The following is a 14,002-nucleotide window of genomic DNA, read 5'->3' on the forward strand; positions in this document are numbered from 1 at the left end:
ACGGGCTACTTATTGGAAATTTTTAATTTGATTTTATTCGTGATATTAATTGCATTTACTGCTTTTTTCGTGGCAACAGAGTTTGCGATCGTAAAAGTCAGGAGTTCAAGAATTGATCAGTTAGTTGCTGAAGGTAAAAAAGGAGCATTAGCAGCAAAAAAAGTTACGACACATTTAGATGAATATTTATCAGCTTGTCAATTAGGGATAACTGTGACAGCCTTAGGTCTTGGTTGGATTGGAGAATCTACTTTCGCAGAAATTCTAGAGCCTCTATTTGTTCATTTATCGATCGGAACGGCGCTATCGCACTTGATTGCCTTCATTATTTCTTTTTTACTTGTAACTTTTTTGCATGTCGTTGTTGGAGAATTAGCTCCGAAAACAGTAGCTATTCAAAAAGCAGAATTAATAACATTAACCTTTGCAACACCAATTATTTGGTTTTATCGTCTATTATACCCTTTTATTTGGTTGTTGAATGGCTCTGCAAGACTTTTGACAAGTATCTTTGGATTAAAGCCAGCGTCAGAACATGAACTTGCTCACTCGGAAGAAGAGTTAAGAATTTTAATGTCAGAAAGCTATAAAAGCGGTGAAATCAATAAAAACGAATTAGCATATGTAAATAATATTTTTGAGTTTGATGAACGAATTGCCAAAGAAATAATGGTCCCAAGAACAGAAATGGTGACTATCAGTGTGGACAATACATTTGATGAAATAATGGCTATCTTAGAGGAAGAAAATTATACTCGCTACCCGTTAGTAAATGGGGATAAGGATAATGTGATCGGCTTAATTAATATTCGCGAATTTCTTACTGCAACTATTCAAAGCAGAGAAGCAATTCAATTAGAGGATTATATGAAACCAATTATCCGGGTAATTGAAACAGTTCCTATCCGCGAATTGCTGATTAAAATGCAAAAGGAACGTACACATATGGCGATTTTGCTTGATGAGTATGGTGGTACTTCAGGAATTGTTACAGCTGAAGATATTCTGGAAGAAATTGTTGGAGACATTAGAGATGAATTTGATGAGGACGAAATCTCTGACATTCGCAAAATAAAGGATAATCATTATATTCTTAATGGCAAAGTATTGATTAGTGAAGTAAATGATCTTTTAGGAACTCACTTATCAGAAGATGAAGTAGATACAATAGGCGGCTGGTTTTTGACTAATAATTTTGAAGCGGTTGAGGGAGATATATTAAAAGAGGAAGGATATATCTTCAAAATTAAAAATATTGAAGAACACCATATACATTTCATTGAAGTAATCAAAGATACAAGTGTATTGGAAGCTTGATGAAAGACTTTTAAGAGAAGGGGAAACCCTTCTCTTTTTATGTGTAGTTACGTATAAATAGGAAGGTTGGTGGCATTTTATAAAGAGGAAATTAAAGCGAATGCTGATTTTATTGAATTTTACCAATTAAATTAATTTAATTGTGTCAACATTGTGTCTGTCAAAAGTGTATTTACTTTGAATTGAGAATAATCTGTAACCGCTTTATAATCAAACTGAAATATTAAGGGGGTTAAACAAAATGTCAGACGAAAATAAAAATGGTTTTCGTGTCAAAATACAGCGTTTTGGTAGTCATTTAAGTGGCATGATTATGCCTAATATAGGAGCATTTATCGCATGGGGGTTAATTACCGCCTTATTCATTGAAACAGGATGGGCTCCTAACAAAGAGTTAGCAAAACTAGTAAGTCCAATGATTACGTATTTATTGCCATTATTAATTGGTTATACAGGCGGTAAGATGGTTTACGCAGAGCGCGGTGGTGTAGTTGGTGCAATTGCAACCATGGGTGTAATCGTCGGTGCAGATATTCCGATGTTCCTTGGTGCGATGGTTATGGGTCCACTTGGTGGCTACTTAATCAAAAAAGTGGACGATTTATTTAGAGGAAAAATTAAAGCCGGATTTGAAATGTTAGTAAATAACTTCTCAGCTGGTATTTTGGGAGCGCTTATTGCCATTATTGGTTTTAAATATGTTGGTCCAATTGTGGCAGCATTAAGTAACTTCTTATCGAACGGTGTAGAATTAATTGTTAATGCAAACCTCTTACCATTAGCAAGTATCTTTATTGAGCCTGCTAAAGTATTGTTCTTAAATAATGCCATCAACCAAGGTATTTTAGGTCCGATTGGGGTAGAACAAGCGAAAGAGGTAGGAAAATCTATTCTATTCTTACTAGAATCAAACCCTGGTCCTGGGTTTGGGGTATTATTAGCTTATTGTATATTTGGAAGAGGTACATCAAGACAGACAGCACCTGGGGCAGCAATTATTCACTTCTTGGGTGGTATTCATGAAATTTACTTCCCATATATTTTAATGAAACCTGTAATGTTATTAGCTGTAATCGCTGGTGGTATGGGTGGAGTATTCACCTTTACACTATTTGATGCAGGTCTAGTAGCGACTCCATCCCCTGGTAGCATCATTGCGTTAATGATGATGGCGCCAAAAGGACAACATTTAGGTGTTATCGCTGGTGTTGTGGTTGCAACGATTATTTCTTTCGTGATTGCAGCTATTATTTTGAAAACAAGTAAAGATAAAGAAGAAGATATTAATGCAGCAACAGAAAAAATGGAAGCATTAAAAGGGAAGAAAAGCTCGGTTGCAAGTGCAATTACTGAGACTACAGCAACTCCTGATGCAGCTGAAACTTCAGAATTTGATTACAAATCAGTGAAGAAAGTAATCTTTGCTTGTGATGCTGGTATGGGATCTAGTGCGATGGGTGCATCAATTATGCGTAATAAAGTGAAAAAAGCAGGAATTGAAGGAGTAGATGTAACAAATACTTCTATTGCAAACCTTCCAAGTGATGCGGATCTTGTTATTACCCATAAAGATCTAACAGATAGAGCAGTAGAAAAATTACCGACTGCACACCATGTTTCTGTTGAGAATTTCATGAACAGCCCTAAATATGATGAGATCATTGAAAAATTAAAATAAGAATTAGCAGAAATACCGGCCAACTTAGTAGATTGGCTGGTATTTTTTGTGTTTAACGCGGTTTATGTCTATTTAATCTTTTTCCATGAAAAAGTACTTAAATTTCAGTATTTATAGATAAAAATAGGGAAGTATAAATTAGAAATGGCAACAATGAAATTGAAAAAAATATGTTTAATACTGTTTGAATAAGTGTGTATAACAGTTTTATAATTAAATTATGTCAGGTGATTAAGGGGATAAGCTATGATTATTTCCGCTCGAGAAAGAATTATTTTACAGATACTATTAGAAAATATAGAGGAAGAAATGACGATTAAGGGAATTGCTGAACATGTAAATGTTAGTGAACGAACGATACATCGTGATTTAAAGAATGTCGAATCTATACTAAAAGATTTTCATCTTCAAATGAATAAAAAAGCTGGAGTCGGCGTGAAAATTGTAGGAAATCCTAATGATATTTATCAACTAAGGGTGTCTATCTTAAAACAGGATTATATAGAATACACACCCGATGAACGGATAATCGTGGCCTTATGTACCTTACTAGATCATCAAGAACCGATTAAACTATTTTCTTTAGCAAAAGAACTAGGAGTAACAACTGCCACGGTAAGCAATGATTTGGATAAGCTGGAACCGATTATAGCAAAGTATGATTTGCAATTAATGAGAAAAAGAGGTTATGGTATTGAATTAGTTGGAACAGAGGAAGATAAGAGAAAAGCGATTCGCAGTCTTATATCCGACCGATTTGATGTCCCAGAGTTTCTTAAAATGGTGAAGGAAAACATTCAAAAAAAGTCTAGCAATAAAATCGACTCAATTTCCGAACGGCTTTTAGGATTGGTACAAAAAGAAAAATTGCTGCGTATTGAAAATATTATTGAAGATATCAACGAGCAATTACCTTATCCGCTGGCGGATAGTTCTTATGTTGGATTGGTCGTTCACATTGCTCTTGCTATGGAGAGAATCCAGCGAGGAGAAAATATTTCTTTTAAAGAAGATTATTTAGGGGAGCTGTCGCAAACAAAAGAATTTGATTTTGCGCGCCAAATCGTATCAAGACTAGAACGTACTTTTGATATTTCGATTCCTACAGAGGAAGTCGGTTATATTACGATGCATTTAAGGGGAGCAAAGGTACGTTATGACAATAAAGTCGGCATTGAAGATGAAAATGTTGAAGTAGCAATGCTAGTTAGGACATTAATTGCAAATGTCGAAAAATTACTGCATACAACATTGGCAGATGATTCTTTATTTCAAGGGTTATTAGCTCACCTTCAGCCTACATTATATCGTTTAGATCAGAAAATGAGTATTTCCAATCCCTTATTAGAAGATATTAAAGAGGATTATGCTGAGTTGTTTGAAGTGGTTCAGCAAGCTGTGGAAAAAACACTTGTTGACAGAGATGTACCAGAAGAAGAAATCGGCTATTTAGTTCTTCATTTTGGTTCTGCGTTAAATGATAGAAAAATAACAAAAAATATCAAGTTATTGATCATTTGTTCATCCGGAATTGGGACATCTAAAATGCTTGCAGCAAAAATTGTTAATCAAATTCCAAGCCTATCAGAAGTGAAAACAGCATCTGTATTCGAGTTAAAGAATATTTCCATCGATGATTATGATGCCATTCTTTCGACTATTCCATTAGAGGATATCTCTAGAGATTATTTATTAGTAAATCCGATTTTAAATGATAAGGATTTGGAAGAAGTAAAAACCTATCTTCAAAAGAATATCGGTCATGTAATAAGGGAAGAAAAGGGAATAGAAGTTCCTAAACAAAAATGTATTGATTTCCAGACCTTTCTCCTTTTTTCAGAGCAAGCCCAGCTATTATCCTCTATTTTAAAGGAGCTGGATATTTGGGATGAGAGAGCAAGTTTAAGTGCAAGCTTAAACAAGGGATTAAGGATATTGAAACAACAAGGTTCTATTTCAAGCGTGGAAGAAGTATTTGCTGCTTTAGAAGCACGGGCTGAAATAGGGGGACTTGCTATTCCGGAAACCAATTTAGCTCTTTATCACACAAGTAATAATCAAATTGAAAAACCATCTTTCAATATCATAGACTTGCCCGAGATGGTGAGTTTGAGGGCAATGAATGGTGCTAATGAAATGGTGAAGCGGGTATTACTTTTGCTTGCGCCGTTAGATGCAAATCAAAATGTAATGGAAGTATTAAGTTTTTTAAGTGCCTCTATTATTGAATCGGAAAGAAGTATTCATGTATTCAGTAACGGCAAGAAAGAAGAACTATTAAATTTTATTAGCAGCAGGTTTTTAAAACATCATTTGAGAAATTAATAGGAGGAATAAACAATGAGTATTTTAAAAAAAGAGAACATTATTTTAAACAGCAGTCTAGCAAGTAAAGAGGAAGCTATCAAAAAAGCAGGTCAAATTCTAGTGGAACAAGGCTATGTTTCAGAGGATTATGTCCCAGCTATGCTGCAAAGAGAAGAAATTTCATCAACTTATATGGGTAACTTCTTAGCTATTCCCCATGGTACAGATGAAGCAAAAACAGCAGTATTAAACTCTGGATTATCTGTTATTCAAGCACCAAACGGCGTAGACTTTGGAGATGGCAATATTGTTAAATTAATCATTGGAATTGCTGGGAAGGATGGCGAACATTTAGAGCTGTTATCACAAATTGCCATTGTATGTTCTGAAATGGAAAATGTCGAAAAATTAGTTGCTGCGAAATCAGAAGAGGAAATAATCCAAATTTTAAGCGAGGTAGAATAATACGATGAATGCTATTCATTTTGGAGCTGGAAATATAGGTAGAGGATTTATTGGTCTATTACTACATCAGTCAAATTATGCTATTACCTTTGTGGATGTAAACGAACAGATTATCGATGAAATTAATCGTGTTGGTCAATATCATGTTTTATTGGCAAATGAAGCGAAAGATCAATTCACAGTTAAGAATATTAAAGGAATTAATAGTAAAGTAAATCCAGAACAAGTGGTTGAACAATTTATCCATGCAGACATTGTGACTACAGCTATCGGACCTAATATTCTAAAGTTCATCGCGCCGCTAATTGCTGACGGAATTAAAGCACGAATGAAAAGTAATCAAACACCTGTTAATGTAATTGCTTGTGAAAATATGATTGGTGGTAGTAGTGCCCTTAAACAGTTTGTGTTAGAGCATTTAAATGAAGAGGAAGCAGCTTGGACAGAGGAATACGTTGGTTTCCCTGACTCAGCTGTAGATAGAATTGTGCCAAACCAGAAGAATGAAAACTTATTAGATGTTCTGGTAGAACCTTTCCATGAGTGGGTTGTAGATGAAACGGCAATTAAAGGAGCGAAACCTGAAATTGCCGAGGCGCATTTCGTAAATAATTTACAGGCATATATTGAAAGAAAGTTATTTACTGTAAATACTGGTCATGCAGCAACAGCCTATTTAGGCAATAGAAAGAATTATGAAACCATTTCTGAAACAATTCAACATGAAGATGTGAAAGAAAAGGTGCTTCATGTTTTACAAGAAACGGGAAAAGTATTAGTAGCAAAATATGGTTTTAATGCAGCAGATCATCAAAAATATATCGACAAAATTTTAGGCCGCTTTGCGAATGTTTATATTGTAGACGATGTAAAACGAGTTGGTAGATCACCGCTTCGAAAATTGGGCGGGAATGATCGATTAGTTGCTCCAGCGCTAGCATACTATAATGAGTTTAAAGAAATTCCTTCTTATTTAGTAGAAGTAATGGCATCGGCTCTTCACTTTTATACAGCAGAAGATCAAGAGTCTGTTGAATTAAAGAACTTAATAGATGAAAAAGGAGTTCAAGCTGCTTTTAGTGAAGTTTCTGGTTTAAGCGAAGATCATGCTTTAGTGAAAGAAGTAGTGCTTACTTATAACAAAATAAATGCATAAATAAAAAATCCAATGAGGTTTCAAAGCCCATTGGATTTTTTATTTCTAGAGTAATTAGAAGCTCTTAGAGCGTGTTGCTAATGCTGAGGCTGCCTTTGACTGTTTGCGCTTGTCCCACATTTTTTTGGCGAAGGGATAAATGATAGGTCCCCACGTAATTAGTCGTCTGAACATTTTTTTCATTATCTCTCACATCCTTTTAGCCTTTACTTATTCTTTTCCCAAGAAATCAAATGGATAAACAATAACCCCTATTCTAGTTAAATTTGGTAATATTAGATAGAGATCCCTTCTTGTAATTTAGAAAAAAAGAGAATATAGTTTTCATAGATAGTTGCAACATATAAGAGAAAATAACCGTCTAATGATTAGAGAGAAAAACGGAAGAAGATTTATTCTATGAGTAAAAGTAAAGGATAGGTAATAGATGGATCGATTAAAACCATATTGGGAAGGGTTTCGACGTTTCTGGAAAAAGAGACATCTTACCCAAATTATACTGTTGGCTTTGTTATTATTTGTTTTATTAGCGATATTATATTTTACGTACCTAGCAACACAAGCAAATGTTAGTACATTAAAGGCTGGCTTAAGTCAGGCGACCATTATTTATGACAAAGATGGAGATGAAGCAACTCGAATAAGAACGGAAAGAACAGAAGGCATTGAATTAAAGGATGTCCCAAAATATGTTCCAGACGCAGTTGTTTCTATCGAAGATGAACGTTTCTATCAACATAATGGGTTTGATATTAAAGGGATCAGCCGTGCGTTTTTTAAGAATATTTTTGCAGGGAGAATTACTGGTGGAGGAAGTACGATTACCCAGCAATTAACAAAAAATGCTTTGTTAACTTCCGAACAGACCTATAAGCGGAAAGCAGAGGAACTATTCCTTGCTGTAGAAATAGAGAAGCATTATGAAAAAGATGAAATTCTACAAATGTATTTGAATCACGTTTATTTTGGCAGTGGTGCCTGGGGTATCAGCCAAGCATCATTGAAATATTTTAATAAAGATATTAAGGATGTATCTATTAGTGAGGCTGCATTGCTAGCAGGAATAGTGCAAGCTCCATCTGCATTAGACCCTTATAAAAATTATGAGGGTGCGATTAATCGCCGCAACCTTGTTCTGAAGAAAATGGCAGAGTTAAAAAAAATTACAGAAGAGCAGTACCAGCAAGCAGTGAACGAAAAAATTGTATTAGAAAATGGGGGAGGATCTTTTATTGAAAGAGATTATCCCTACTTTGTAGATGCAGTGATCGATGAAGCAATCAGCAAGTATGGACTTACACAAGAAGAAATCTTAAAAAGAGGATATAAGATTTATACAGAAATGGATCAAAACCTTCAATCTACTTTAGAAAAAACTTTTGCAAGAGATTCCCTGTTTCCAAGAAGTTATGATGGAACACTAGTGCAAGGCGGAGCGGTTTTACTTGATCCGGAAACAGGGGGAGTAAGAGGATTAGTGGGAGGAAGAGGAGAGCAAGTTTTCAGAGGCTTTAATCGAGCTACTCAAATTAAAGTCCAGCCAGGATCTACGATGAAGCCACTTGCTGTTTATACACCTGCTTTAGAAAAAGGGTATAAAATTGACTCTATGCTTGAAGATAAGCCTTTCAAAAAGGGTGATTATGAACCGAAAAACTTCACGAAGACTTATAGAGGCGAAGTTCCGATGTATGAAGCATTAGAAGACTCTTTAAATGTGCCAGCAGTCTGGCTGCTAGATAAAATTGGTTTGGAAAATGGTCTTAAATCCCTTGATCGCTTCGGCATTCCTTATGAAAAAGAGGATGAATATCTAGGAATAGCTTTAGGCGGGATGTACAGTGGTGTTTCACCATTACAAATGGCGAGCGCTTATTCTACATTTCCTAATGAGGGAGTCCGAATGGAAAGTCATTTGATTACAAAAATTGTTGGACCGACAGGCAATGTTGTGGCTGAATATGAGCCAAAATCGACAAGAGTTACTTCCAAATCCGTGGCAAATGACATGACCTCCATGTTATTGGATGTTATTAAATCAGGAACTGGCCAAGGAGCAAAAATAACAGGATTTCAACTTGCCGGAAAAACAGGTTCCACTCAATTAAAGGATTCGAATATTCCTGGTACAAAGGATCAATGGTTTGTAGGGTATACCCCTAATTTAGTTGGGTCGATGTGGCTTGGATATGATAAAACAGATAACAATCATTATCTGCCAAGCAAAAGTTCTGGCGATGTAGTACCAATTTTCAAAACAATTATGGATCAAGCCGTACAATATGTAGAGCCAGAGAATTTTCAGGTTCAATCTGTAAGTGATAGACTTGCAAATAAGGATAGTAAAAATGTAAATAAAAAAGTAGAAGAAACGAAAAAGGCAATTAAAGAGAAAGCAGAAGAAATAGAAACAACTATAAAAGAGAATTCTTCCAAGTGGAGCCAAGTTGTAGACGAGATTAAAGAAGATGCGAAAAAGGTAAATGATAAGGTAAAAGGGAAATTACAAGAAATACTAGGAAATTAATCGTTTCAAAAGATAGAAGTAGATACTGATACTAGTGGCAGCTGCTATTAGTATCAGTATAAATTTCTATCTTTTTTTCATAAGCAGCAAGAAGGGAAGATTTGTTTCTTATAATTTTGTATAACTAGAGATAAATAATGGATAGAATTAGGAAAGAGTATGAGGTTTATTTATATCGAGCCTGTGATAAATATAACAGAATAAATAAAAGGGGGAATGTTCATTTACAGAAGGAAAAACACGAATAAAATGATGGAAAAAGCAACCAGTATAAATTATAATTGATGTAAGCGTTTTTAAAAGGAGATTTGAAGAAATGATCTAATTTGTAAAAATGTTTGTGACATAATTGTGGACGTGGATTTTAATAATGGTATCTGCTATAATAAAAAGGTTGATAAAATCTTGAATATAGGAAAACATAAGGATAGAAAATGTGAAAATTGGTAAAATTATACTTACGTTTTTTGTCACATATAATAGGTTCAAGATATGATATCATCATACAGGTAGTAATAATTCCTATTTTACCTCTGTAATATGAATGTTCTGTGTCTAAATATCGAACATTCTGTGAATAATTTAACATTTTAATTTATATGGAAGGAGCTGTACAAATGAAAAAGGGAGTTTTAGTTTCGCTTTTAGCAATTGTACCATTATTCATTTTAAGTGGCTGTGAATCCATGGTAGTATTTGACCCGCAAGGTCCTGTTGCTAGAAGTATTACGGACTTGATTAACTGGTCAATTGTATTAATGGCTTTTGTTTGTCTAGTAGTTTTTGCACTATTTGGCTACATAGTTTGGAAGTATCGTGCAACAAAAGAAAATGCTGACTATGAACCAGATGAACATGGAAGCACAAAGCTTGAAATTGTTTGGACTGTAATACCGTTCTTAATAATCATTGCATTAACGGTTCCAACTGTAAAAACAATCTTTGCTTTAGAAGATGTTCCAAAAGATTATAAAGATCGTGATCCAGTAGTGATTAACGTTACTTCTGCAGATTGGAAATGGATTTTTAGTTATCCAGAAGAGGGGATTGAAACAGTTAATTATGTAAATATCCCTGCTGGTGTACCTGTTGAGTTTAAATTAACTTCTGCTGGTACAATGCAATCATTTTGGATTCCTGCTTTAGCTGGTCAAAAGTATACAATGTATGGTGCTGAAACAGAACTTTATGTGGTAGCAGATAACCCAGGTAACTATGAAGGACAAAATACAAGCTTTAACGGTAAAGGTTATGCGGAGATGAAGTTTGATGTCGAAGCAAAATCTGTTGAGGATTATGATAAATGGGTAGATGAAGTAAAAGACACTGCTCCTAAGTTAACAGAGGAGAAATACAGAGAAATTATCAAGCCTACACATTTAGGGCGTATGACTTTCTCTAATACACATTTAGAGTGGATTGACCACGGTAAAGGTGGAGACTCAAACTATTATTTAAACCCTGAGTTATATCGAGTTCATGGATATCCAGGTAGAACTTTTGAAAAGAATCAAGAGTCTGACGGAGGTGAAAAGGATGCACATTAAGTGGGATGACATTGTTATTACTGGTGATCCCCTAATATTGTCTGCTCAAATAGGTATTATTCTAACCATGCTTGCTGTAGTAGTTGGTGTTACTTATTTTAAGAAGTGGCAATATTTATGGGATGAATGGATAACAACGGTTGATCACAAAAAAATCGGTATCATGTATATTATTGTTGCCGTATTAATGTTCTTCCGTGGTGGAGTAGACGGTTTGATGATGAAATATCAAACATCAGCTCCTGAAATGAAATTTTTAGATCCACAGCATTATAATGAAGTATTTACAACGCATGGTGTTATCATGATTCTTTTTATGGCGATGCCAGCATTGATTGGATTAATGAACGTAGTTATTCCATTGCAAATTGGTGCACGTGATGTTGCGTTCCCACAATTGAATGCATTAAGCTTCTGGTTAACATTCAGTGGAGCAATGCTATTCAATATTTCTTTCGTAATTGGTGGTTCTCCTGATGCAGGATGGACATCCTATTTCCCTCTAGCGGGGAAAGAATTTACACCAGGAGTTGGAAACAACTTCTATGCAATTGGACTGCAAATCGCAGGTATTGGTACGTTAATGACAGGTATTAACTTTATTGTGACAATCCTGAAAATGCGTGCTAAAGGGATGACCTTAATGAAAATGCCAATGTTTACTTGGACTTCATTAATTACAAACGTAATTATTGTGTTTGCATTCCCTATTTTAACTGTTGCATTAGCATTAATGACATTTGACCGTCTATTCGGAACTCATTTCTTCACGATTTCTGGTGGAGGAAATGCGATGTTATGGAATAACCTATTCTGGTTATGGGGACATCCAGAGGTATATATTGTTATCTTGCCTGCATTCGGAATGTTCTCTGAAGTTATTGCTACATTCTCGAAAAAACGCCTATATGGTTATAATTCAATGATTATTTCTATTGTCGGTATTGCATTATTGAGTTTCCTTGTGTGGGTTCACCATTTCTATACAATGGGATCTGGACCAGTTGTAAACTCTGTATTCTCAATCACAACTATGTTAATCGCAGTTCCAACTGGGGTTAAGATTTTCAACTGGTTGTTTACTATGAGAAAAGGACGTATCCAATTTACAACGGCAATGCTATGGGCGCTTGCATTTATTCCGACCTTTACTATTGGTGGGGTAACGGGAGTTATGCTGGCAATGGCTGCAGCAGACTATCAATATCATAATACATTATTCTTAGTAGCTCATTTCCACTATGTATTAATACCAGGTGTTGTATATGCAGTATTTGCTGGTTTCTATTACTGGTGGCCAAAAATGTTTGGTTATGCATTAAACGAACGTTTAGGAAAATGGCATTTCTGGTTGTTTAATATTGGTTTTAATGTAACCTTTATGCCTATGTTCTTCTTAGGCTTAAAAGGAGCAGTAAGACGTTCTTATACTTTCTCAGCGGAATCTGGATTTGCACCATTGTTCATGTTATCAGCAATCGGATCTCTTATTCTTGCTGCTGGATTTGCCGTACTAGTTTATAACATCTACTATAGTACTCGTTATGCAGATAGAAAGATTTCTACAGATCCATGGGATGCAAGAACACTAGAATGGCATACAGCTTCACCAGTTCAGCCATATAACTTTGCAATTACTCCAGAAGTAAAAGCATTAGATGCGTTCTGGTATATGAAGAAAAATAATGAAGGCTTAGTATTAAAAGAGGAAGAACTAGAGGAAATACACATGCCAAGCAATTCTGGGCTTCCATTCTATATGTGTGTTGTATTTGGTATCGTCGGTTTCTTCCTAATATTTGAATGGTTTATTCCAGCTGCAATTTGTAGCTTAGGTATTTTTGTTGGCTTAATCATTCGTTCCTTTGATTATAACGAAGGTTATCATATTAAACTGGATGTTATTAAGAAAACGGAACGTGCATGGAGAGGTGAGAAATAATGGCAAAAGTCGATAAGTCCTTACCACTAGAATATCAAACAGAGCAAAGTCGTTTAAATATTCTAGGCTTCTGGATTTTCCTTGGTGCGGAGGTTGTATTATTCGCTACCTTATTTGCAGCCTATGGATCTTTAAAGGATAACTTTGCAGGCGGACCTACTCCAGCTGAATTATTTAAATTAAAAGATGTAATGATTGAAACACTTTTACTATTAACAAGTAGTTTCACTTGTGGGATCGCTATCTGGTATATGCGTCGCCAAAATTTAAAAGGATTATTAACATGGTTAATTATCACTTTAGCATTGGGTGCAGGCTTCGTCTTTGTGGAAGTAAATGAATTTATTCACTATGTACATGAAGGAGCGACAATGCAGACAAGTGCCTTCCTTTCTTCGTTCTTTGTATTGCTAGGAACACACGGATTGCACGTATCCTTAGGTATAGGCTGGGCGATATTGATTATTATTCAATTGCTTAAACATGGCTTAACACCAACAACTGCTCGTAAGACATTTATTATAAGTTTATACTGGCATTTCTTAGACGTTGTGTGGATTTTCATCTTCACATTCGTTTATCTTGCTAGAATGGGAGGGTAATAAAAGATGGCAAAAAATCATGAAAATGAAAAATTTCCAATTAGTCATATTGCAGGTTTTATTGTTTCTTTATTACTTACCTTCGCAGCTGTAGGGGCTAAGTTATATACAGATCTTCCAATGGTTACTGTAATGTGGATTATCGGGGCATTAGCTGTGATTCAGGCAATTCTTCAACTGTTTATGTTTATGCATCTTACAGAAGGAGAAGGGCAAGTACAGACTATTAATATCATTTATGCTTTCTTCTGCGCAATTGTCGTTGCCGGTGGAACAATTTGGGTAATGACGTCAGGACACGTACATTACTAATAAAGTTAGAAAAAAGCCTCCCTTTGGGGGCTTTTTTTTGCATATAAAAGACTAAATAACTAGGTAATAGGGATTATTATTTTTGAAATGTTGTGATAATTACATTTGGCCTTTTAAAAAGCATTGACGGGCTAGAAAAAGATGATAAA

The 14,002-nt window shown here is 35.1% G+C and carries 10 protein-coding genes; all 10 read left to right on the forward strand.

The genetic code is table 11. From position 1 onward, the window contains the following. Window positions 1-12: 12 nt before the first annotated feature. The 10 genes from NSQ92_RS24205 to qoxD all read left to right on the forward strand — a co-directional run bounded on the left by NSQ92_RS24205 (window position 13) and on the right by qoxD (window position 13,853). The gene (locus NSQ92_RS24205) at window positions 13-1,317 is read left to right on the forward strand and encodes a hemolysin family protein (RefSeq protein ID WP_095257979.1); all 1,305 of its coding nucleotides are present in this window, start codon (window positions 13-15) and stop codon (window positions 1,315-1,317) included. Window positions 1,318-1,558: 241 nt separating this feature from the next. After that, window positions 1,559-2,995: a PTS mannitol transporter subunit IICB gene (locus NSQ92_RS24210; protein ID WP_047944242.1), complete on the forward strand. Its 1,437-nt coding sequence runs from the start codon at window positions 1,559-1,561 to the stop codon at window positions 2,993-2,995. 246 nt (window positions 2,996-3,241) lie between these two features. Continuing rightward, window positions 3,242-5,320 (forward strand): BglG family transcription antiterminator, encoded by a 2,079-nt coding sequence (locus NSQ92_RS24215; protein WP_047944241.1) that lies wholly within the window; start codon window positions 3,242-3,244, stop codon window positions 5,318-5,320. Window positions 5,321-5,335: 15 nt separating this feature from the next. Further along, complete coding sequence (locus NSQ92_RS24220) at window positions 5,336-5,767, forward strand: PTS sugar transporter subunit IIA (protein WP_047944240.1); 432 nt, start codon at window positions 5,336-5,338, stop codon at window positions 5,765-5,767. Between the two features lie 4 nt (window positions 5,768-5,771). Next, the gene (locus NSQ92_RS24225; RefSeq protein WP_047944239.1) at window positions 5,772-6,923 is read left to right on the forward strand and encodes a mannitol-1-phosphate 5-dehydrogenase; all 1,152 of its coding nucleotides are present in this window, start codon (window positions 5,772-5,774) and stop codon (window positions 6,921-6,923) included. A gap of 427 nt (window positions 6,924-7,350) precedes the next feature. Further along, window positions 7,351-9,450 carry a PBP1A family penicillin-binding protein gene (locus tag NSQ92_RS24230; RefSeq protein ID WP_047944238.1) on the forward strand — a complete coding sequence of 700 codons (2,100 nt, stop codon included), beginning with the start codon at window positions 7,351-7,353 and terminating at the stop codon, window positions 9,448-9,450. 617 nt (window positions 9,451-10,067) lie between these two features. Further along, a complete protein-coding gene (gene qoxA / locus NSQ92_RS24235) occupies window positions 10,068-10,997 on the forward strand; it encodes a cytochrome aa3 quinol oxidase subunit II (protein ID WP_047944237.1) in 930 nt (309 codons plus the stop codon). Next, the gene (gene qoxB / locus NSQ92_RS24240; protein ID WP_047944236.1) at window positions 10,987-12,939 is read left to right on the forward strand and encodes a cytochrome aa3 quinol oxidase subunit I; all 1,953 of its coding nucleotides are present in this window, start codon (window positions 10,987-10,989) and stop codon (window positions 12,937-12,939) included. The genes qoxA and qoxB overlap by 11 nt, the downstream gene beginning before the upstream one ends. After that, entirely contained in the window at window positions 12,939-13,541 is a 603-nt protein-coding gene (gene qoxC, locus NSQ92_RS24245; RefSeq protein WP_095322681.1) for a cytochrome aa3 quinol oxidase subunit III, read from the forward strand. Before qoxB ends, qoxC begins: the two co-directional genes overlap by 1 nt. A gap of 6 nt (window positions 13,542-13,547) precedes the next feature. Continuing rightward, complete coding sequence (qoxD, locus tag NSQ92_RS24250) at window positions 13,548-13,853, forward strand: cytochrome aa3 quinol oxidase subunit IV (RefSeq protein ID WP_047944233.1); 306 nt, start codon at window positions 13,548-13,550, stop codon at window positions 13,851-13,853. Window positions 13,854-14,002: the final 149 nt, after the last annotated feature.

The organism is Niallia sp. FSL M8-0099 (assembly GCF_038006945.1).
Lineage (GTDB): Bacteria > Bacillota > Bacilli > Bacillales > Cytobacillaceae > Niallia > Niallia circulans.